Origin of the sequence: Halalkalibacter nanhaiisediminis, assembly GCF_007830185.1 — a bacterium.
GTDB lineage: Bacteria > Bacillota > Bacilli > Bacillales > Bacillaceae_D > Halalkalibacter > Halalkalibacter nanhaiisediminis.
The window spans coordinates 39,515-60,377 of sequence record NZ_VLKZ01000003.1 but is presented as its reverse complement, the minus strand read 5'-3'; the positions used below and the strand labels follow the sequence as shown (position 1 = coordinate 60,377).

At 38.0% G+C, this 20,863-nt stretch carries 18 protein-coding genes, 5 tRNA genes, 1 other RNA gene and 1 pseudogene; 6 read left to right on the top strand and 19 right to left on the bottom strand.

Going from position 1 to position 20,863, the window contains the following annotated elements; genetic code table 11:
- Window positions 1–342 precede the first annotated feature (342 nt).
- The 3 genes from IQ10_RS05545 to IQ10_RS05535 all read right to left on the bottom strand — a co-directional run bounded on the left by IQ10_RS05545 (window position 343) and on the right by IQ10_RS05535 (window position 2,919).
- Complete coding sequence (locus IQ10_RS05545; protein ID WP_144449500.1) at window positions 343–693, bottom strand: hypothetical protein; 351 nt, start codon at window positions 691–693, stop codon at window positions 343–345.
- Between the two features lie 1,190 nt (window positions 694–1,883).
- Complete coding sequence (locus IQ10_RS05540; RefSeq protein ID WP_144449499.1) at window positions 1,884–2,462, bottom strand: hypothetical protein; 579 nt, start codon at window positions 2,460–2,462, stop codon at window positions 1,884–1,886.
- Window positions 2,463–2,586: 124 nt separating this feature from the next.
- Window positions 2,587–2,919, bottom strand: coding sequence for a hypothetical protein (locus tag IQ10_RS05535; protein WP_144449498.1), 333 nt, complete (start codon window positions 2,917–2,919; stop codon window positions 2,587–2,589).
- A gap of 349 nt (window positions 2,920–3,268) precedes the next feature.
- On the opposite strand from IQ10_RS05535, the gene IQ10_RS05530 reads away from it, so the two are divergent.
- Window positions 3,269–3,685 (top strand): hypothetical protein, encoded by a 417-nt coding sequence (locus tag IQ10_RS05530; protein WP_144449497.1) that lies wholly within the window; start codon window positions 3,269–3,271, stop codon window positions 3,683–3,685.
- Between the two features lie 82 nt (window positions 3,686–3,767).
- Here the strand turns inward: IQ10_RS05530 and IQ10_RS05525 are convergent.
- The 6 genes and pseudogenes from IQ10_RS05525 to IQ10_RS05500 all read right to left on the bottom strand — a co-directional run.
- Window positions 3,768–4,492 (bottom strand): annotated as a pseudogene (locus IQ10_RS05525) (IS1595 family transposase); the annotation flags it as partial.
- A gap of 1 nt (window position 4,493) precedes the next feature.
- Complete coding sequence (locus IQ10_RS05520) at window positions 4,494–4,817, bottom strand: hypothetical protein (protein WP_144449496.1); 324 nt, start codon at window positions 4,815–4,817, stop codon at window positions 4,494–4,496.
- 499 nt (window positions 4,818–5,316) lie between these two features.
- Window positions 5,317–7,404, bottom strand: coding sequence for a peptidoglycan D,D-transpeptidase FtsI family protein (locus IQ10_RS05515; RefSeq protein WP_367613659.1), 2,088 nt, complete (start codon window positions 7,402–7,404; stop codon window positions 5,317–5,319).
- 87 nt (window positions 7,405–7,491) lie between these two features.
- Window positions 7,492–7,673, bottom strand: a non-coding RNA gene (ssrS, locus tag IQ10_RS05510) — 6S RNA.
- A 69-nt stretch (window positions 7,674–7,742) separates the two neighbouring features.
- Window positions 7,743–8,978, bottom strand: a complete 1,236-nt coding sequence (locus tag IQ10_RS05505) for an MFS transporter (RefSeq protein ID WP_242009782.1) — start codon at window positions 8,976–8,978, stop codon at window positions 7,743–7,745.
- 206 nt (window positions 8,979–9,184) lie between these two features.
- Window positions 9,185–9,793 (bottom strand): superoxide dismutase, encoded by a 609-nt coding sequence (locus IQ10_RS05500; RefSeq protein WP_144449494.1) that lies wholly within the window; start codon window positions 9,791–9,793, stop codon window positions 9,185–9,187.
- 488 nt (window positions 9,794–10,281) lie between these two features.
- Between IQ10_RS05500 and IQ10_RS05495 the strand changes: the two genes are divergently transcribed.
- Window positions 10,282–11,073 (top strand): ABC transporter ATP-binding protein, encoded by a 792-nt coding sequence (locus IQ10_RS05495; protein ID WP_144449493.1) that lies wholly within the window; start codon window positions 10,282–10,284, stop codon window positions 11,071–11,073.
- Window positions 11,070–11,822 (top strand): ABC transporter permease, encoded by a 753-nt coding sequence (locus IQ10_RS05490; protein WP_144449492.1) that lies wholly within the window; start codon window positions 11,070–11,072, stop codon window positions 11,820–11,822. The genes IQ10_RS05495 and IQ10_RS05490 overlap by 4 nt, the downstream gene beginning before the upstream one ends.
- A gap of 113 nt (window positions 11,823–11,935) precedes the next feature.
- Here IQ10_RS05490 and IQ10_RS05485 read toward each other — a convergent pair.
- From IQ10_RS05485 to IQ10_RS05460, 6 genes are all read right to left on the bottom strand, one after another.
- Window positions 11,936–12,028: transfer RNA gene (locus IQ10_RS05485), tRNA-Ser, on the bottom strand.
- A gap of 11 nt (window positions 12,029–12,039) precedes the next feature.
- Window positions 12,040–12,116 (bottom strand) — tRNA-Ile (locus tag IQ10_RS05480).
- Between the two features lie 4 nt (window positions 12,117–12,120).
- Window positions 12,121–12,196 (bottom strand) — tRNA-His (locus IQ10_RS05475).
- 33 nt (window positions 12,197–12,229) lie between these two features.
- Window positions 12,230–12,303 (bottom strand) — tRNA-Met (locus IQ10_RS05470).
- A 6-nt stretch (window positions 12,304–12,309) separates the two neighbouring features.
- A tRNA-Asn gene (locus tag IQ10_RS05465) sits at window positions 12,310–12,384 on the bottom strand.
- Between the two features lie 217 nt (window positions 12,385–12,601).
- A complete protein-coding gene (locus IQ10_RS05460) occupies window positions 12,602–14,230 on the bottom strand; it encodes a Na/Pi cotransporter family protein (protein ID WP_242009764.1) in 1,629 nt (542 codons plus the stop codon).
- 249 nt (window positions 14,231–14,479) lie between these two features.
- On the opposite strand from IQ10_RS05460, the gene IQ10_RS05455 reads away from it, so the two are divergent.
- Window positions 14,480–15,256, top strand: coding sequence for a DUF1189 domain-containing protein (locus tag IQ10_RS05455; protein WP_158639990.1), 777 nt, complete (start codon window positions 14,480–14,482; stop codon window positions 15,254–15,256).
- A 281-nt stretch (window positions 15,257–15,537) separates the two neighbouring features.
- Here the strand turns inward: IQ10_RS05455 and IQ10_RS05450 are convergent, their stop codons facing one another.
- The 3 genes from IQ10_RS05450 to IQ10_RS05440 all read right to left on the bottom strand — a co-directional run bounded on the left by IQ10_RS05450 (window position 15,538) and on the right by IQ10_RS05440 (window position 18,549).
- A complete protein-coding gene (locus IQ10_RS05450; RefSeq protein WP_144449490.1) occupies window positions 15,538–16,170 on the bottom strand; it encodes an NfeD family protein in 633 nt (210 codons plus the stop codon).
- A gap of 145 nt (window positions 16,171–16,315) precedes the next feature.
- On the bottom strand, window positions 16,316–17,191 hold the full coding sequence (locus tag IQ10_RS05445) for a DUF1002 domain-containing protein (RefSeq protein WP_144449489.1): 876 nt from the start codon (window positions 17,189–17,191) through the stop codon (window positions 16,316–16,318).
- A 125-nt stretch (window positions 17,192–17,316) separates the two neighbouring features.
- Entirely contained in the window at window positions 17,317–18,549 is a 1,233-nt protein-coding gene (locus tag IQ10_RS05440) for an MFS transporter (RefSeq protein ID WP_144449488.1), read from the bottom strand.
- Between the two features lie 115 nt (window positions 18,550–18,664).
- Between IQ10_RS05440 and yqfZ the strand changes: the two genes are divergently transcribed.
- Window positions 18,665–19,027, top strand: coding sequence for a protein YqfZ (gene yqfZ, locus IQ10_RS05435; RefSeq protein ID WP_144449487.1), 363 nt, complete (start codon window positions 18,665–18,667; stop codon window positions 19,025–19,027).
- Window positions 19,028–19,155: 128 nt separating this feature from the next.
- Window positions 19,156–20,250: a flavodoxin-dependent (E)-4-hydroxy-3-methylbut-2-enyl-diphosphate synthase gene (gene ispG / locus IQ10_RS05430; protein ID WP_199757395.1), complete on the top strand. Its 1,095-nt coding sequence runs from the start codon at window positions 19,156–19,158 to the stop codon at window positions 20,248–20,250.
- Window positions 20,251–20,310: 60 nt separating this feature from the next.
- Here ispG and IQ10_RS05425 read toward each other — a convergent pair whose 3' ends face one another.
- On the bottom strand, window positions 20,311–20,832 hold the full coding sequence (locus IQ10_RS05425) for a DUF4190 domain-containing protein (protein ID WP_199757384.1): 522 nt from the start codon (window positions 20,830–20,832) through the stop codon (window positions 20,311–20,313).
- Window positions 20,833–20,863: the final 31 nt, after the last annotated feature.

Below are 20,863 nucleotides of genomic sequence, written 5' to 3'. Positions count from 1 at the left end.
TCCTGAACTATTATCATGGACCCCAGTATGTAAGATAAAGTCCTTTAATAAATTCTCCATTAGAGAAATCATCGATTGTCAATTTACCGCGTTAGAGCATACGCAATCTCAACAGGCTCTACCAACACAATAATTTGAAAGAGGTTATAGTTTTACCGATTAACTTTTTTAATGCAAGAACCCCCCCACAAGTGGGAGGGTGCCCTGAAGTTTATCTACATATAACAAAGGAGAATCATATGACTTACAACGATGTCTTAATTACAAATTACAAAATAACCCAAGTCTAATTAGTATATTAATAGTACTAATAAAAAAACGGAAGTCTTTAAAAGTAACTCATCAAAATAATATCCTAGGTAAACTCATCATTTCTTTATAGTACTGAATAAATTGAAAAATAAATAAAATTAAACCAAATAGGGTTGGCAATATTAGCAACTTAATATTTTTATCACTTTTGTTATTAATATTTAATGGTAGTTTCTTTGAGAGAAAAGATAAAACACTCCCCAGTAAAACAGAAATAATTATTAAATAAAGTAATAAGCCTTCTAACGTAATATCACCAGGGTATTCAGAAGCTGCCGATAACCTCATGACATCAATAAAAATGCTAGATAGGTTATTTAGTATAAATACAGATGCAGTGCCTACTATTAAAAATACCAATAGATTAAAGAACTTCCTCACGCAAAACACTCCCAACAAATAACTTTTATAGGAAATATTATTTAAAATTATATCACCCTATAATAATATTAATGTGCAATACAAAATTTTTACAATGAGAAGGTGTATTAATTGAGACAATATTTATCCTTTTTTACGTTAATAGTTATAACTTTTTCTCTTTTATAGGGAAATGTAACAGTTCAAGCATCAGGATTCAATAATCTAGAAGAGTATGAAATTGTAGAGGCCGATTACATCGACAAAGATTTTGCAACAGGAAAGTATTTCAATGTAAAATCAGACCCTGTTGAGGAAGAAAATTTAAACAGATTGCAAGAAGATGTCTAAGATTATATTAATTCACTAAACTCACCTTGAGCCTTTAGTTCAAATAATAATACTGAAGTAAACGAAGAGCTATATGAAAGAGTGGAGAATTACCTTTTAGAATTAGATCCAGATATTGAATTATTATTTAGTGCAGATTCACTTGAACCAGAAATTACTGCTTTATCCTCGTACAGTCTAATTAGTAACGCAAAAAGGCTCAGAGTCCTAGCAAAGTCCCTCCTCTTAATCATATCATGTAACACTATAATATTGGGGTGAACTGGATATTCCTTATTGGACAATCCTGCTCCGTTAGTTCAATAACCATTTATTGTAAATCGATATACACTAAAGACAAACCACAAAAAAAGAAGAGAATATCCTACTACGTTGTATATAATTGCATATTTTTTGAACTGTCTTTTTTTAAAATAAATTAATATAAAAAAAAGGTAAATAAATTGTACGAGGAACATGGGGATACTAATAGCCCAAAAAAACATAACCTCCTGTTCTTCTGTCAACATATACCCATTAAGTTCGCTAAGCCTTTCCAGCGAAACAACAAATTCAGATATTGTAGTATACACCCAAATCAAGAAGAAGTTTACAATAAAAAATATAACTGCTATTATTTTGTAATTTTTATTCAAAGCTTTGCACTCCTTGGCAACACTAATCATCTCATTCTGAAAACCCCTTAATGTTTTAATCTTCGGTTCACTAAACTGCTTCGTAGTGTAAATGCAAATCCTCACAATCTTTTTTAAACTTTAACATAGATATCCAATAATTATGCCGCAATATGGCCCTTTACATAAAGAAAGAACACCATTCATTCTGCAGAATTGCGCTCGTTAGTGAAATAAGAATAAAGGTTACTTCATGGACCGTTCAATTAAAGCCCCTGTGACAAGACAGCTTGTAATGACAAAGATATACAAACTCATCTCTCCAAAAGAAAGACTTCCTAATAGAGATAGTGAATAAAAAGAGGTGGCTAAAGTATTGTCAAGCCATCTTAAGATAACAATAATATGATAAGCAGCAATAACTCCAGTGACCATCCCAACCGCCATTCCATTTACAACTCTTCTGATGGGTGTACGGCTTATTAAGATGCAGCCAATGATAATAAAAGGAATATGAATAAATTCCTTTACAAACGTTCCCACAACAAATAACTCTAATAGTGTCATAACATAAAACCCTATTATTCCACCAAGAACAACTCCTTTTGTTCTTAAACGTTCTATGTTTATATAAAAAAGAAAAGATAATGTTATGAATATAAATGGAGAGGCGACCAAGGAGAAGATTAATATTTCTAAACCTTCAAAGCTTCCATGGCCGGCATTTGAATTACGATATAATAACCAGAATAAGAAATGGATTAAATTAACGCCTCCTACCCAAGTAATAATGAAGGCAGCAAGCATAGAGATAAAAAAGTTCATACGAAACCTCAATTCTTAGGGTTCAAACGTTTCATCGTTTTATTAAAGTATATTGTTATTCAATGAATGTCCCTTTACTTGAAAATCATCATTACTTACCAAGCCCTTCCACCTTAATTCCGTTTTAAAAAACCAATAAACCAGCAATAAAAACAGGAACAAGTAAAGAAAGATAACCCAATTTCGTTAATGTATCTATACCAAGCATAACTGGAATTGGATTTACTTCGCTTGCATCAAACATATGCGTTTTTGTGATGATAATTCCTTGTTTCACTTCTACGGTGTTTTCTTTAGGTACATCATAATTGAAACCATATGGATGAACATCATGTGCGTATGATAAATAGCCTAACATTGCTAACGATGAAACATATACGAGTAATATAGTCCGTATTTTCTTCTCATATATCCTCTTTACATTAAATTGTAAATTTTCTATGTAGAATAATAGCATCTAAAGTTTCTACCTTTCTTCAACTTTTCCGCTTCGTTACTTGAATAACCGTTGATTTCATTTTAACATTAATTACCTTAAATTTGATACTGAAAAAAAGCGTCCTGCTTTATTGCAGAAACGCACCCTTAGTTTAATAGTCTTGAGTTCCTTACACCCTTTATTAGTTATTTTAAACAGCTTTTTTTCGGAAAGATTGTTGCTAACGGCATATAAAAGGGATTGATTTACTATTTTATGGTATCATTAGATGTAAATTACTTCGTCAACTAAGGTATCAGGAAAACTAAGGAAGAAACTAAGCTATCATTTAACAAGAGTATGTTAATTTTGATAGGAGTTGAATGAATTGAATAAAAGAAAAGTGGTAATTTTGAGTTTTTTACTTTTCGTCATTGTTGGTTGTACAAATACAGATGCATTCACTACTAAAGGGGAAAGTGAGTCTTGGGAATCTACTATGCAATATTCCATAACAAAAGATTACGAAGAACGCACAGGAACTATTAAGTATAATGGAGATGAACAAATTAAGAATGTTTCTTATAAAATTAATTTCCCTTCTTCATTAGGTATAGGTTCATCAGGAAACTTGGAAGTTGCCGAAGGCAATCAAAAAATTTTTTCATTAGGAAAAAGTGGTGGTAATAATCATAGAGATATTCAGCTATTTCGAGATGTTATTCATGACGTTACGATTACCGTTTCGTGGGTAACAGATGTAGGAGAATACGAAGAGACAATAAGTTTTTCACAGGATAACTAACAAAGTTAAAAATGCTCTTATCTTGTATAATAAACTGGGCTTTAATAACGAGTCTAGCCGCTTCCTCTTGGGAGTGGCTTTTTTATGCCTCACGCAAAAATTTAACCATAACTAAATTAGATTTCTGACACGCACTTAAAAGCATTTGGTTTATTCGTTCTTTGGTCGCCATCTTCTTACTCTGTTTAAGAAAGTTGAACCAGTAGAGGTAGTTATCCAAATACTTGGTTGCCACACCTTGGAACCGCTGCATCCAATCTTTCAAGCTGTTGACGTGCTGAAGATGGTATATGCCTTTTGTGACATACCCTTCTTTACTCAGGTTAATGGTCTCGTGTTTTAGCTCCTTCATAAGAGCGAACTTCTTGTAGTTTGTAGCAGTATCTGTACATAGCAAAGAAGATAGGTCGATAAATTCCCCAATAACCGCCTCAATTTCTTCAGCCCTTACACGCCCATTGTCAGCCTTTTGAGAAATCACTTGTCCATTACGGTCTTGTGCCACCACAACAGCTATTTTGAGATTGCTAATACTCTCTTCTTATCTATCCCTCCCCTTTTTTAAAACTCTCTATCGACTACTTCACGCCCTTTTAAAGACTCCTTAAAGAAGGGCTCGTCGCTTTCAACGATACCTTTTAAGGTTTGAAATCCTAATGAACGAAGGGTGAAAAGTACCTTGTGTCGCCAGTAGAATGCAGTAGATAGGTGGATGACCAGTCTTTCAGCAATTTTAGGTAAGATATATCCCTCAACCATTAACTGAAAGAAGGTAGACCACTTCCCAAGGTAACGAGTCCCCGATAAACTATTCATACCTTTTCAAAATTTCATCTCCAGTCTCTTTTTCAATGATTAAAACTTCATTATCTTCCTTTACAGTGTATATAAGCGTTCCTTCATTGTAATAATTTGAAGTTAAATCTTCTTTTACAATCGTATCTGAAGGCACTACCTTCTTAATAACTTCGGCTAATACTTCTTCTTTTGTATATTCATCATTTAGCTCATAAGAGTAATAAATATCACCATCAATAATTACATATGGTACATACGACTTTTCTTCATTTTGTTGTATAGGGTTATCTTGTTGTGTTACTGAACAGCCATTTAGTAGCAATAAGCCTGTCAATAAGAATAATACAACACTTTTAATAGTTCCTCACCTCCTCATATATACCATAGACGTTAGAGTTTTCCTTGAAGTTACATTCTCAATGTTTCTAATAATGAAATATCTTAAACAAACCTGTCCTTGAATAACCGACGATTTCATTTTAACATTAATTTCCTTTTGATTAATACTAAAAAAATGCGTCCCCGCTTTATTACAGGAACGCTCCCGTTACTTTAAGTATATCTTTTCACATACTTAGCCTATGCAACGGTTTTTAATCCTTTAACGGAATGAGAATCCACTCTATTAATCGGGCGGATCCTCATTCCGTTATTTGCTCTAAAACCATCGTCATGAGCCTGTTTTAGGATCCTCGTTCCGTTGAAGAAGCTCGCTCCATCTAATGATACCGTAATATAGTAAATTGATTCCTTTTTATACCATTAGCAACAATCCTTGAGAAAACAGCCTTTTAAAAAGAGGCAGACTCAAAATGAGTCTGCCTCTCCTTCTATTATTCATCTGGGTTTTCAAGTACAGGCTCATCAACTGGCGTTGGCCCTTGACGCTCTTCTTTCATCTCAAAATAACTATCAAGCATATCTCTTGCGATGTTTTGAGCCATTCCCTGTCTTCCTCCGTTGCGATCCAACTTTACATTTGGAACAACTACAGCAAAGGCTACCTCTGGATTTTCATATGGTGCATACCCAACAAAGGTTTGAGTATTTCCATCGATAAAATCTCCTTCTCCAACCTGAACTCGCACTTGGGCTGTACCTGTCTTAGCGGCTAACTGATAAGGTCTATTTACAAAATTCCCACGTGCTGTTCCTCTACTTCCAATTACAACATCACGTAAACCTTGTTGAACTCGATTAAGATAAGTCTCACTCATATCAATGCGATTTAATACGGTTGGTTCAAATTTTTGAATAACGGCACCTTGACTATCACGATCGGAAACAGGCTCTCTTATTTCTCGAACAAGTCGAGGCTGCATCCTGAACCCATCATTGGCAATCGTCGAGATATACTGCGTAAGTTGAAGTGGAGTATACGTATCATACTGACCAATCATTAAATCAAGTAAGTTACCTCCACTTGTTCGTTCCCCGCTTAATCCTGTTGAAGTTGACGGCAAATCAATACCTGTCTCAGCACCTAATCCAAACTGACTAAAATCATATCTTACTTGGTCGTATGCTTTTTCAATTGAATGACTATTCCAGTTACAATTGTTAGGATAATGACAGCCAGCCATAAGCATCCCAATTTCAAACATATAAACGTTTGATGAGACTTCTAATGCTTTTCGATCGTTTACCCAACCATGGTTTCTAACTGACTTCTTCTCTGGAGTTCCAGGCAAATTAATCGGACGATCGTAAAAAGATGCTCCTGGAGACGTTACCCCTGATTGAAACCCTGTTAAAACAGAAGCTGCCTTCACAGCAGAACCCATTGCAAATGCTTTATTTACATTTCCGATATGATCAGAGTAACTTTGTCTGTCCTGACCTGCTGGATCTAAATAACCAGCCATAGAAAGAATATCGCCTGTGCGCGGATCCATCATCACCACATAAGCAGATTTATCACGAATGAAGGAGTTTCCAGCTAGACGCATCTCTGCGTCAATAATCTCTTCAACCCGTTGCTGAAGCTCCATATCAAGAGTTAGTACAAGGTCATTTCCACGTTGACCTTCTCGTTCATTTGTAGAACGATCAACAGTTCCTCCAGCTCCTGAAGTCGTAATGCTTTCTAAAACAGCTTTTTGACCACGCAAAACATCTTCATACTGTAATTCTAAAAAGCTGGTTCCGACATAATCAGATCGGTCATATCCACGAGACAAATAGTAATCAAGCTGTTCTCTTGGTATTGCGCCCGTAGAACCAAAAATGCTTCGAAATGAATCTCCGTACGTATAAGCTCGACGCGAATCACGTAAGATATCAACTCCAGGTAGACGATCTAAATTCTCACTTAAAAGATGCGCTTCTTCTTCTGTAATTCCACGCTTAATCCGTTGGGGTGAATTCGCATATCCACGAGCCATCTCTCGATAAATAGCGAGTACACGTAAATCGTTCTCGGTCAATGCATCAATGGCAGATTGCGAAACTCTCTCCACCTCTAGTTGATAAGCCTCTGTTGCACTTTCTAATTCTTTACGTTCATCTTGAGAGACTAGTTCATACCTTTCCTCTTCCGTCATCTGCATTAAAATAAAATCTCGCTTATCCCGTTCTGGAATGCGATTTGTCTCGACATCAATCATTTGTTCAAGTTCTCTTGCAATCTCAAGCATCGCTTGCGAATTCGTTGACCTTGAAGGATTTGTGTATGTAACAGATAATTCAAGCTCATTATCAACAACAATATTGCCATATCTGTCATACATCAGACCTCGCGGGGCATCGATCCGTGCCGTTGTGTTACTTGTACGATCTAATTCCTTAACAAATTCTTCACCCTCTACTATTTGCACCATCCCAAGCCGCAAAATCAGAGCTGAAAATAGAATAAAGACAACAAAGAACAATACATTCAGTCTCATCGGCACATGAAACTTTTTCTTATGTTTTCCTCTCACCAATGATCGTTCCTCCTATCTTCATAATATCTATTCATGAAAATAGACACCTGCATGATCCATGAGGTGCCCTAATGACTTTAAAGTTTATAACCCGCGTATGCCGTTGCTTCAGTTGTTTCATGAACCTACTCTCGTAGGTGGGTGTTCGCAGATTCTCATTCAGCGTCCAGAACAGTGCTGGCATGCTGGCAAAGACTCAATATGAAACTCCCTTAAAAAATGCAAGGTTCGAAACAAGGTGAAGCTGACTAACACGGCAGGCAAATTTCATTTGTTGAGATAATTATATCATATCGCTCCTTCTTGTCAAAAGTTTCGTCCTAGAATTTTATGACCTAGACTGGTGCACCGTCCGAGTCGTCTGAGCCCTTCTTTTGTTTTGCAAAATAATAACTTTCACTCTTTTTTCCACCATTTAGTCGAACATTTTTTACAAAAAAATAAATCAGTGCATGACCAGCTCCAAGTACCATCAAAATAATTGGAATTCCTTTCTCTTCAGGAAAGATTGTAATGGCGGCAAGGAACGCTAATACTGAGACAATTCGTCCAGCATTCAAAAAAAGTTCACGAACAACGATGTATTCGACCCTCATTTCAGCCGACCTCCAACTTTTACCGATGACATCATATGTCAAAGAAAGGTAAGGCACGAGCAACAACGGATAAGCAATTGATATCAAAATTCCGTACATAATTAATTTTGTAAAAGATAAATCGAATACAATTAGAAAAATAGCTACATACAGAATCATTCCGCCAATTAAAATCGCTTTCTTTCTCGCTTTTGATTTAACGAGTCGTGTAACAGCATAATAGCTTATAAATTGAACAGCCGATGCAACTAGTCCGTATGTTCCAATCGCCAGTTCACTTCCAGTAGCTATGTACACCCATACGACGATCACAAAAACGAACGTTCCTTCACGTAAGCCCTGAAAAAAATGAGCATAGAGAATATATCGCCAGTTACCATTGTTTTTTCGTTCCGCTAACACTTTTCGAAAATAAAATTTCCCTTCAGCAGCCCTTCGTTTGAGCATAAAGCTAATCAATACAGCAATGACAAATAAAGAAAGAGAGATCGTAAAAATCACTGTATAACCAGTAAATTTCTCCATTCTTGTAATGATAAAACCCGATAATATTGGTCCGATCATTCCTGCAAAAGACGTTAATAACCCAAGAAACCCATTAAAAAAATCTCTCGTTTCTGGTTCAGTGATTTCAAATGTCAATACGTTAAATGCCAGCCAATAAAAGCCAAATCCAATCCCTATTAACGCTCCAAGAACGAGTAAAAATTGATTTGCTCGTTCACCGAGAAAAAGGACAGCAAAGAAAAAAACAGATAAAAAAATAACACCGAGCCTTAATACAATGACACGATCAATTTTCTTCGCCCATCTTCCTGCAAGTATGAACGTAATGGGCTGAAAAACGACAGCTGTTAAATTGTACAATGCAAGATCAACGAACTCACCTGATTGCTTCCACAAATAGACGTTCACAAAAGTCATTGATAACGCAATACTTAATGCATAAAGCCCTCCTATGAGCAGAAGTAGCATTAAATCCCTTGTTAGCTCTATATTTCCGATCACTTTCTGTAATACCGACTTATTCACCGACTCCACCACCCTCATATGTAGTGTGTCACCAGCAAAATGCGATATACAGAAAAGAGCTAACCATTCTTTTTTCATCTTTATTATTTTTTCAAATATGAAAAGGGACTAAGCGTCTGCTTAATCCCTTTGTCTTATGAATCAATGACTTATTTAGCTTCGTTATAAAGCTTTGTTACTTCATCCCAGTTAACAACGTTCCAGAACGCGTTAATGTAGTCAGGACGACGGTTTTGGTAGTTTAAGTAGTAAGCATGCTCCCAAACGTCTAATCCTAGGATAGGTGACTTACCTTCCATTAATGGTGTGTCTTGGTTTGGAGTACTTGTAACCGCTAGCTTGCCACCATCAACAATTAGCCATGCCCAACCAGAACCGAAACGGTTTGCTCCTGCATTAGCAAATTCTTCTTTGAAATTATCAAAGCTACCAAATGCTTCGTTAATCGCATCTGCAAGCTCGCCAGTTGGAGCGCCGCCACCATTCGGGCTTAGCAATTTCCAGAATAAAGAGTGGTTTGCATGTCCGCCACCATTGTTTCTTACCGCACCGCGGATGTTTTCAGGTACAGCATCTAAATTAGCTACAAGCTCTTCGATGCTCTTGTTTGCAAGATCATCATGTCCTTCAAGTGCTGCATTTAATTTTGCGATGTACGTAGCATGATGCTTACCGTGGTGAATATTCATTGTTTGCTCATCAATGTGAGGTTCTAGTGCGTTTGCTGCATAAGGTAATTGTGGTAGTTCGTATGCCATGTTAAATCTCCTCCTAAAAATGAATTGCAAAATGATATTTGGAGAACGAGCTCCAAAAATTTAGACTTTAGCAACAGAAATGTTTCATAAGTCTTCCAGTACTTACATTACCAAAATTTTCTCAACGTTGCAATAAAGATGTTTTTTATTTTCAAATTTTGGTCCCAAAGATACTGTACCCATATCACGTGAAAATCAAACAGCCAGTCAACAAGTCCTTTATTACTTTTGCATACATATATGTACTTTCGTTACTACCCCATGAAAATCCTTTATGATTTTTTCGAATATATGAATGAAACAAGTAGAATCACAAGGTAATTTCACTTCGGACTCCTACCTCAAATAAGGATGAGTGATGATTAAGTCAATTACCTATCCTTACGACTGCCTGTTCTTTTATTTGCATGCTATAATGAACATGACACACCATTTTCCAATGATGAAAGATGGTGTTTTTCCCTGTTTTATTTAAGGAGGTTACAAACATGTCGATTGGCAAAGGCAATTCAATTATTTTGAGATTGGAATCATTATTCTTTCAATACCCCACTTTACATAAAGAGATCATCCATAACTTAAATCTAGACATTAAACGCGGCGAGATTATTACGTTCATGGCACCGAGCGGTACGGGGAAAAGTACGATTTTTAGACTTATCACAGGACTGGAACAACCAACAAGTGGATCCATATATATAGATGGGCTAAAATCCGATAACAAAAATCAAAAAATCGGCTACATGCCACAGCAAGATTTATTATTTAAATGGCGGACGATACTTGAGAACGTCATCTTGCCATTAGAATTAAAAGGTTTAAGCAAAAAGAAACGTGAGCGTATTGGTCGTGAGCGTATGGAGATATTTGGCCTCTCTGGTACAGAGAAGTCCTATCCCCATCAGCTTTCAGGGGGGATGAGGCAACGTGCAAATTTTTTACGTGCAACACTTTCTGGTGAGTCCATTCTCTTGCTTGATGAACCGTTCAGTTCATTAGATGCGATGACACGTTTATCTATGCAAAAATGGCTTTTAGAACAATGGGGACGACAAGTGGATCATCAACCGACACTGATTTTTGTTAGTCATGATATTGATGAAGCACTTTTCTTATCAGATCGCGTGATTGTGTTCACACATTCACCCTTGTCTACTTATAAAATCGTTGATGTTCCATTCAAACGACCACGTAATCATGACCAATTACTGACAAGCGACGGCATTCGTTTAAAGAGAGAAATCATGGCCTGTTTTGATTGGAAGGTGCAAAAATCATGAAGCAAGTGAGATCATTATTTTATCCATCATTGCTACTATTCGGCTTGCTAGCCCTTTGGCAAATGAGCGCAACGGTAGCAAATCAGCCGTTCTTGTTCCCAAGTCCGCTTGCTGTAGCGAAGAGAATGATTGAACTTCACGAAGCACTTGTCTCTGCCCATTTACCAGCAACCCTTGGAATTATATTAACTGGGCTACTCATTTCTCTCATTCTTGGTGTCAGCATGGCTGTGATCATGTATAAAATTCCAATTGCTGAAAAAGCCTTTTACCCAGTTCTAATTGCTTCACAGACTATTCCAATCATTGCACTTGCCCCTCTTTTTGTCCTTTGGTTTGGATATGGGATGACAAGCAAAGTCGTTGTGACCGTTTTAATTACATTTTTCCCTATTACAGTAAGTACATTCGATGGTTTTCGAACGACGAAGAAAGAATACATCGATTTGATGAAGACAATGGGTACGAGTAGATGGCATTTGTTTGCCAAAGTAGAAGTTCCCTCAGCACTGCCATCCTTTTTCTCAGGTCTAAAGGTCGCAGTTACGTTAAGTGTAATCGGTGCGGCTATCGGAGAGTGGCTCGGAGCGCAAGCGGGACTCGGTTATTTTAGTAGACGGATGATGACTCAGTTTGATGGAGCTGGTGTTTTCGCTCCAATTGTATGGCTCTCACTCATCGGGATCGTTCTCTTTTTACTTGTACGTATCATTGAATCTCACTTTTTAAAATGGAGACAAAAGAAGTAAAATTAGTTCATTCCTCAAACTCATAATAAGCAAAAGATCCATCTTCTCATTGCGAAGATGGATCTTTTTCGTATAATAAAAAAAAGACGAATATACGCCTTATCATTTTAAAATGGAGGAGGAAGAGGGATTCGAACCCCCGCGCGGTTTGACCCGCCTGTCGGTTTTCAAGACCGATCCCTTCAGCCAGACTTGGGTATTCCTCCGAATATGTAAATGGTGGACCCTGTAGGACTCGAACCTACGACCGATCGGTTATGAGCCGACTGCTCTGACCAACTGAGCTAAGGGTCCTCTATGGGGCGACTGATGGGAATTGAACCCACGAATGCCGGAATCACAATCCGGTGCGTTAACCACTTCGCCACAATCGCCATAGAAAACGTTTGTAAATGTATAAAAGAAAATAGCGGCGGAGGGAGTCGAACCCACGACCTCACGGGTATGAACCGTACGCTCTAGCCAGCTGAGCTACACCGCCATAATATGGCTCCACAGGTAGGACTCGAACCTACGACCGATCGGTTAACAGCCGATAGCTCTACCACTGAGCTACTGTGGAACAATTTTATTAAAGACAAGAATTATAATAGCATACAGCTATTTTCAAGTCAATATTTTTTCAGTAAATTCCCTATTCGTTTGACGTTTCTCGAAAAAATACTGCTTTCATAACGTACCACAATTAAAATTAATAGACAAGCCTTTTCTAACTGAAGAGTTCGTCCTCTTCAAAAGAAAAGAGGCGGAACATCAGTATGCCCCGCCTCCACTAACTATTAGCGCACTTCCCCAATAACCGCTTCAGCTATATTAACAGAGTGGTCACCAATACGCTCCAAATTACTAACAATATCAACAAAAACAATACCAGCAGCCCCTGAACATCGACCTTCATTCACACGCTGAATATGCTGTTTTCTTAGTTTGCGTTCCATCTGATCGATTTTCTCTTCTTTTTCAAGAACAGAACGTGCCATATCACCATCTACAAACTCAAGTGATTGGATAGCTTCTTTCAATGTCGACATTGTTAAATCAAACATTTCACGCAGATCATCAAAAGCCGTTTCAGATAAATTCACTTTATTAGTCTTTTGATAATCCTTTAATTCAACAATATTCTCTATATGATCACCAATACGTTCAATGTCTCGAACTGTATCCATTAGCATCGAATGCATTCTTGAATCAGCTCCAGATAACGAGCGAGATGAAATTAGAATCAAATAATCGGTTATCTTACGGTCAAGATTATTAATGGCTTCTTCAAATTGAATAGCCATTTCCGCATGACGTTTTGTACCAGTTTCGAGATATTGACTGACCTCATAGAGACCCTTTTCCGAGAAATCAGCCATTCTGAGAACTTCTTGTTTTGCTTGTCCAAGAGCAATGGCTGGCGAACTGCCAATAAACATCGGGTCTAAATGCTTGGCTTTGTATTCAACGAAGTAGTCATCACCTGGCACCAATTTCGTTACAATTAACGCAAGGACTGCTATAAATGGAAGCTGAATGATAACGTTTGAGACATTAAAAATACCATGTGCAAATGCAACCGTCATTGGTCGGTTTAAGTTTAATTCAACGGCAAGAAAGGTAATCAAATTCAAAAATAGCGGAAAAACAATTAAGACAATAATCGTTCCAATTAAGTTAAAGATAACATGTGTTAATGCTGCACGTTTAGCAGCAACCGATGCTCCAATTGCAGCAAGCACTGCTGTAATGGTTGTCCCGATATTATCACCGAATAAAACTGGTAGCACGGCAACAAGCTCCATTGCTCCTTGATCATAAAGCTGCTGTAATAATCCAATTGACGCAGTAGAGCTTTGAACAGCAACCGTGAAAATAGTCCCGATTAATACCCCAAGTAATGGTGTTTCCCCCATACTAATGGTTAAATCGGTAAAAGCTTGCAGTTCACGTAACGGTTTTAGACCCTCCCCCATAAGATCTAATCCATAGAACAAAGCACCAAATCCAAAAATAACTTGTCCATAATTATTCGCTTTTTTATTTTTCAAAAAGAAAATAAGCGCTGCACCGATTGCGATAATTGGCAATGCGTATTCAGTAATCTTAAAACCAATAATGAAAGCCGTCGCAGTCGTTCCAACATTCGCTCCCATAATAACACCGATTGCTTGCTGTAATGTCATGAAACCTGCATTAACAAGACCAATCGTAAGAACCGTTGTTCCAGAACTTGTCTGTAACAGAATAGTTACCACAATACCTGCTAAAACCCCCATAACAGGATTTGTCGTAAACTTATCCAGCAAATCTCGTAGTCGTTCCCCTGCAATCTTCTGTAAGCCATCCCCCATGAACTTAATCCCGAACAGGAAAATTCCAAGACCACCCAAAAATATGAACAAGATCGATTGTAAATCCAACATCCTCATCCCTTCATCGCATAAGTCACATTGACACATTTGTCATTTCGACAAAGCTCAACATGGACACCCAATCTATTATTATTCATTTGTTAAGGGTTTGTAAATGATAAATTACTATTTTTAAAAGATTTGCTCCTTCCATGAAAAATAACAAGCGTGACAAATAAAAAGCAACCCTATTTTTCAAAAATATAATGGCATTTCCTGCACTCATTCGATAAAATGACGAGGAAGAGAAAGGAGAGAACAATGAGTTTTTGGAAATGGTTATTAAAAAGTTTTTACGATAAACGAACGATTGCATACAGTCGCTTACGTCCGATCACCTCTACTATTTGGCACGTTCTCTTTGTGATGTTAGTCGCGAGTATCCCTTTTTTAATTACAATGAGTCTAACAGCTATTTCAGGAGTGAATCAGCTCAAAGACACACTTCAACATGATCTACCTCCTTTTCAATTAGAAGGAGGAACACTCCAGTGGGAAAGTGACGATGTTTATTTACTTGATGAACCAGACGAACCAGCGATTTTAATTGATCCTAATAATACATATTCAGAAGAAGAGTTAGTACAATTAACTAATGGTATCGCTCTGCAACAAAATGAAATTCTGCTCATTAATAATGGTAGCCTTCAAGCCATTCCATACACCATACTTGGAGTACAAGAATTTTCAAAGGAGCAGCTTTCCGATCGAGTTGCTGATTTGCAAGGATTTTTACCGATCCTACTCGGAATTGGAACTGTCTTTATGTATTCTGGTTTAGCTGGGCTTGCTTTTCTTGGCATTACAGTATTAGCATTTATTGGGTTACTACTACGAGGTTCCAAAAAATTTCTTGAGTATCGTCATCTATGGCTAATGACTGCACACGCTATGACCTTACCTGCTGTATTTCTTTACTGGATTGATACCTTATTTACCGACGTTCCCTTCAGTGCTTTTCTTATTACCACATTTGCGATTTTGTTTTTTGCGATGAAATCTATCCCACTGCCAACTCGAAAAGCGAAAGCGCCTTGATCAGCTGCGACAAGCATTGGAAGCCCGCTATTGTGTTGCCTTGTTTTGAGCAACCAATCGCAGGTTGAAATGACCTCGAGCGGCTAGGCGCTCGAGCTAGACATCTCGAAAAGCGAAAGCGCCTTGATCAGCCGCGACAAGCATTGGAAGCCTGCTATTGTGTTGCCTTGTTTCGGGCAACCAATCGCAGGTTGAAATGACCTCGAGCGGCTAGGCGCTAGAGCTAGACATCTCGAAAAAACAAGCGAGTAACCAACATTCGGCTACTCGCTTGTTTCTCTTTATTCTTCTACCTTTTTCACAACAATTCTCGTACCGTCAACAGACGTTACAACGATCTCAATATTTGCTTCGAGCCATTGACTCCCGCTTGTTGCACTGTATTGTTGACCATCTATCTCAACAGATCCTGTTGGCCGAAAAGGGGTGAGTGTACGCCCTTGTTTGCCGACGAGCTTGCTATAGCTCTCGTTAATAGAATTGTAGCCAAGATCTTCTGTTAAACGATCTTTCAATGTCATTTTCGCCCATAAATTCCGCGAAGGGAAAACTTTTAAAAATAATGCAGAGCTAAAGCCCCCTAAAAGAAAGCCCATTGAAACAAGTACTCCGTAAATCATATTCGGAGCTGGCACAGCAAGACCAATAATCATAAGAACAACTCCGATTATGGCAACTGTTCCATCTGTAATCACTTTTCCATCGATAATAATTAAAGCAAGACCAATTACATACAAAAGGACGACCCATAAACCAACATCCCCAGAAAGATGATAAGAAAAATACATTGCCATAATCGCAATACCTAAAATAGCAAAAAGTCCTTTTGCTCGAACAAGAAGCTCACCGATTAAGAAAAGCGTTCCCAAAAACACGACAAGAAAACCAATACTAGCTGAATCTAACCATTCCATCATCTCTTCCTCCTTTCACTTTTCTACGATTTACTCTAAAATTCCGTTTCATTTTTCATAAACAAATTTTCCATTTTGCTAAATTCTTCTTAATAGCAACAGCAGTTGCTGTACAAAAAAGAGAGGGATATTTACCCTCTCTTAATTATGAACTAAATACTCCGCGAAGGGAATCAATTAAACTGTTGATAAAATCAAGAAAGTTTTGGATGAAACCTTGTGTTTCCTCTCTATTTAAAATTTCATCTAAGTTATTACGAACATTTGCAATTTGTTCTTGTACTTGATTCCAATCTATATTCATGTCCTTCATTCTCATAAATAATGAAACGAGTCCATTTAATTCTTCATCTGTTAGCGTAATACCGAGCTCGGCTGCGACACGTCGAATTAACTCACGCAAATCATCTTCAGTTTCGACTGGATTGTTCGCAATTTCTTCTTTAATTCGGTTCATTAACTCTGTTGCTTCTTCAACCCCAATAGAGTCACTTAACTCCGCCGTTTTAACCATTTCTTCATTTGCAATTTGTTTCTGTTCTTCAGGTATTTCAATCTCAGCAGCGATTTCGTATGCTTTAATTAAACCTGTTAAAGCAGCAGTTCCTGATACTTCAAACGGTGCTGTCACATAAATCTCAGCATCTTCTACACCTGCTGTAATAAGAGCATTTTCATACATCCCATTAGAAACCCAATCAATATTATTTGTATCAACAATAATTCCACTGCCACTTTCAGTTAATGTAATTTTTGAAGATGAAAGGGCTCGTGTACCAATCCGCGATGCACTAATATATTCACCTAAATATTGATGTTCTTCAGCATTCGTGACATAAACGATCTGATCTTCTTCTGTCGCTCCCATTTCAGCAAGCAATGCCTGCTTCTCAGATTCTGATAAATTTTCCCCTAATGTTACAATGACATCACCAGGTGCAGCATCTGCAAAAACAAGCATAGGCAGGACTAGACTAAAGACGAGGGTCAAAGCAAGATACTTCTTCCAAATTATTTTCATTTCATCGACTCCTTTTTCACAAGCTAAGTCTATTACCTTTTCATATAAGACGTCCACTCTATACAATAGGAAACACGTTTTAAAGTAAAAATAAAAGGGACTTTAGACTTAATTCCACGTTCTATTCACGTTAAACCTGAATCTACGCAAGACTTTCCAATCGGTAAACAAGACCAACTAAATAATAAAATGACTCCATTTATCATAACGAAAAACAATGAAGTAAATAGCAATTGAGTCGGATCATTCATCCAGGTACCAAATAATACAGGGCCAAATGCTACACCAAGAAAACGCAGCATCGCATAAAAGGCAAATACCGTCCCTCTTTCTTTTTTCGATACAATCGACGCAAGTGCCGCATTAGCAGAAGGAAGAAGAATACCGAATCCCGTTCCATAAATGATCATGCCCACTACAATAAAGCCAACCTCCATTGAATGGATCATACTCCAAGTTCCGATAATCATCAACCCTATTCCTAAAAGAAATCCACGCTTATAACTATCTTCTCTTCCTTTCAACCTTCTCCCTGTGAGATAAGAAAACACCGTTAGCACTAGCAGTGGACAAGCAAGGATAAATCCTTTCCCCATAGAAGGAATGGTGTCGGCTAAGTCGAGTAAATGAGATAAATAAAACAAATATCCAAACATAAGAAACATACCAATTGCCCCACTCGCAAAGATGGGTACTAGCCATTTCCAATGCTTCTTTGTGAGTGTTTGCAACCTTTTGTATTTAATAAAAATGTGTTCTTTTTCTGTAACCACCTGTTTTTGCGCATCAACAAACAGAAAAATACCGACAAAAGCTAGAAGCGCCGTAGCGAACAAGATGACAAAGCTTATCGTCCAAGAAAATCCTAAAATGATTCCACCAATAATTGGACTTAACACTTTTCCAGCCCCGTTAAACACTTCGATTGATCCAAGGGCTCGACTTCTTTTTTCACCAGTGTATAAATCTGAAATAAAAGCCATAGCAAGAGGTGTTATTCCGCCTGCACCAACTCCTTGAATGATTCGACCAACAATCATCCATTCAAACACAGGGCTAAGTACGCCATTCATTCCTGCTAACGCTGAAATAAAACTTCCAATCATAATAAGTGGCAAGGCAAGCATAGCCACTTTTTTGCGACCATAACGATCCGAAAGAATGCCTCCAAATGGGACGAGCACCGCAGCTGGAATCGAGAAGCTTGTTAAAATCCAGCCCCCCTCTATCATTGTTAGGCCAAGCTCAGCCTGCATGTGCGGAAGCAGCGGAATAAACATTGAATTCCCTATTACCATGATGAACGGAAGCAAACCGATAAAAAATAACAAATACGGTAGACGAGCTCCTTGTTTCATTTTATGACACCTCCAAGATGTTATGACATGAAGAAGTAATATTTATCCAACAGTCACATATACTTATCAATAAGAAAATGATTTGTACATGTCTGCTTAAATGGAGGACAAGCTGATGAAACGCATTGGTACCATTGTCATTATTCTCGTCATTTTATATAGCACTTATTATGATCTAACAATTGGCACTTTACCCAATCACTTGACGCAAGCTGCTAATCAACCGACAAACGAACAAGCAACTACTTCTCTTCCTGAGGATGGAGCGTCCACTCTGCCAACTGAACAACTTGAACCTTATCAAGAAGTGATTGTTGAACCTGGACATACGGTTCTCACCATTGTTGAACACTTACATGAAGGACCAATACCTGCTTCAATTCAAGAAATTGTCTATGATTTTAAACAGTTAAACAATGGACTAGAACCTGAAGATATGCAGATTGGAGAGACATATTTATTTCCTCTTTATCATTAATCATCAGTTTATCCTTGCCAAACAATTGCGGTCATTGATAAAATGAATACGATTCTCTAATTTTGAGATTAGTAGAAGAGTGAAGTGCACCTCTTCGATATAAAAGGAGCGATAGGTCAATGACCGAAATAACACATCGTACAAAAACGCGACCAGTTAAGGTCGGCAATTTGACGATTGGCGGAAACAATGAAGTTGTTATTCAAAGTATGACAACAACAAAAACACACGACGTTGAAGCAACTGTGGCTGAGATTAAGCGTCTTGAAGAAGCTGGCTGCCAAATTGTTCGTGTTGCATGTCCTGATATGCGGGCCGCTGAAGCAATTGCTGATATTAAAGCACAGATTAATATTCCATTAGTTGTTGATATTCATTTTGATTACAAGCTTGCTCTTAAAGCGATTGAAGGCGGAGCAGATAAGATTCGAATTAACCCTGGAAATATTGGGAAGCGTCATAAAGTTGAGGCAGTTGTAAAAGCTGCAAAAGAAAAAGGAATTCCGATTCGAATTGGTGTAAACGCTGGTTCATTAGAAAAACGAATTCTTGAGAAATATGGCTACCCAACAGCTGATGGCATGGTGGAAAGTGCCCTTCATCACATTAAAATTTTGGAAGATCTCGATTTCCATGACATTATTGTGTCGATGAAAGCATCTGATGTAAACCTAGCGATTGAAGCTTACGAAAAGGCTGCAAAAGCTTTTGATTACCCACTCCACCTTGGTATTACGGAATCAGGTACACTATTTGCTGGTACAATCAAAAGTGCTGCAGGACTCGGGGCTATTTTAAATATGGGGATTGGGAACACTGTTCGAATTTCCTTAAGCGCTGATCCTGTAGAGGAAGTAAAAGTAGCTCGTGAATTATTAAAATCCTTTGGACTAGCTGCAAATGCCGCTACCCTTATTTCTTGCCCAACTTGTGGTCGAATCGAAATTGACCTCATTAGCATTGCAAATGAAGTAGAGGATTATATTGCTTCCATTAAAGCACCTATTAAGGTAGCTGTACTAGGTTGTGCTGTTAACGGACCTGGAGAAGCTCGTGAAGCCGACATTGGTATTGCGGGTGCACGCGGGGAAGGTCTTCTTTTCCGCAAAGGTGAGATCGTTCGAAAAGTTCCTGAAGAAACAATGGTTGAGGAACTCAAAAAAGAAATCGATAAAATTGCTGAAGAGCATTTTGCCAAACAACGTGAATTAGAAAAAGCATAAGCCGAAGATGGCTTATGCTTTTCTTTTTGAACAAAAAGCTCCGTTCCCCGTTCTCTCTCGTTAAAAAAAAGGAGAGAAAAAGACAGTCATAAGAATCGAAATGGCACCAATCCCAATTGCCCAATTTCCAAGCGTTGTGGCGCCACTACGACGTGCTACAAAACCTACTACAATACCAGCTGCTCCAAGCAATACTGGTAAGAAGAACAATGATAAAATAGAGAGAACAATCGCAAATGTTCCAGTGCCACGTCCAGCCGTCACATCATCTTCATTCATCTCTGCAGTTTCTTTTGCCTCGGTTCGATCAGAGCTAACTGTTCGAACTCCTCCCAATCCATTGACTGCACCATACTCAGCTGCACTTTCCTCATTAAAATGGGAATCAGAAAGGGTTTCTTCCCCATCTAATGGTGCTGAATCTGCGTCAACTGTCATCTCTTCATTTGTCTCTTCTTCACTTAATCCAAGGTTGCGATCATGATCACGACCTTCAACATGATTATTGACCAATGTTAAAGACTCATCATCTTCATCCAACAACCGTACGGGTTCATCTTTTGGATGCTTATCGTCTGCCATACGAATCCCTCGCTTTCTTTGTTTCGGGGAA

What these genes read in the sequence shown, in the direction of transcription:
- IQ10_RS05540 (WP_144449499.1), bottom strand. Translation starts at nt 2,462, where the DNA reads ATGAACTTTTTTATCTCTATGCTTGCTGCCTTCATTATTACTTGGGTA.
- IQ10_RS05535 (WP_144449498.1), bottom strand. Translation starts at nt 2,919, where the DNA reads ATGCTATTATTCTACATAGAAAATTTACAATTTAATGTAAAGAGGATA.
- IQ10_RS05505 (WP_242009782.1), bottom strand. Translation starts at nt 8,978, where the DNA reads ATGCTACTTCTGCTCATAGGAGGGCTTTATGCATTAAGTATTGCGTTA.
- IQ10_RS05500 (WP_144449494.1), bottom strand. Translation starts at nt 9,793, where the DNA reads ATGGCATACGAACTACCACAATTACCTTATGCAGCAAACGCACTAGAA.
- IQ10_RS05495 (WP_144449493.1), top strand. Translation starts at nt 10,282, where the DNA reads ATGTCGATTGGCAAAGGCAATTCAATTATTTTGAGATTGGAATCATTA.
- IQ10_RS05490 (WP_144449492.1), top strand. Translation starts at nt 11,070, where the DNA reads ATGAAGCAAGTGAGATCATTATTTTATCCATCATTGCTACTATTCGGC.
- IQ10_RS05460 (WP_242009764.1), bottom strand. Translation starts at nt 14,230, where the DNA reads ATGTTGGATTTACAATCGATCTTGTTCATATTTTTGGGTGGTCTTGGA.
- IQ10_RS05455 (WP_158639990.1), top strand. Translation starts at nt 14,480, where the DNA reads ATGAGTTTTTGGAAATGGTTATTAAAAAGTTTTTACGATAAACGAACG.
- IQ10_RS05450 (WP_144449490.1), bottom strand. Translation starts at nt 16,170, where the DNA reads ATGGAATGGTTAGATTCAGCTAGTATTGGTTTTCTTGTCGTGTTTTTG.
- IQ10_RS05445 (WP_144449489.1), bottom strand. Translation starts at nt 17,191, where the DNA reads ATGAAAATAATTTGGAAGAAGTATCTTGCTTTGACCCTCGTCTTTAGT.
- IQ10_RS05440 (WP_144449488.1), bottom strand. Translation starts at nt 18,549, where the DNA reads ATGAAACAAGGAGCTCGTCTACCGTATTTGTTATTTTTTATCGGTTTG.
- yqfZ (WP_144449487.1), top strand. Translation starts at nt 18,665, where the DNA reads ATGAAACGCATTGGTACCATTGTCATTATTCTCGTCATTTTATATAGC.
- IQ10_RS05425 (WP_199757384.1), bottom strand. Translation starts at nt 20,832, where the DNA reads ATGGCAGACGATAAGCATCCAAAAGATGAACCCGTACGGTTGTTGGAT.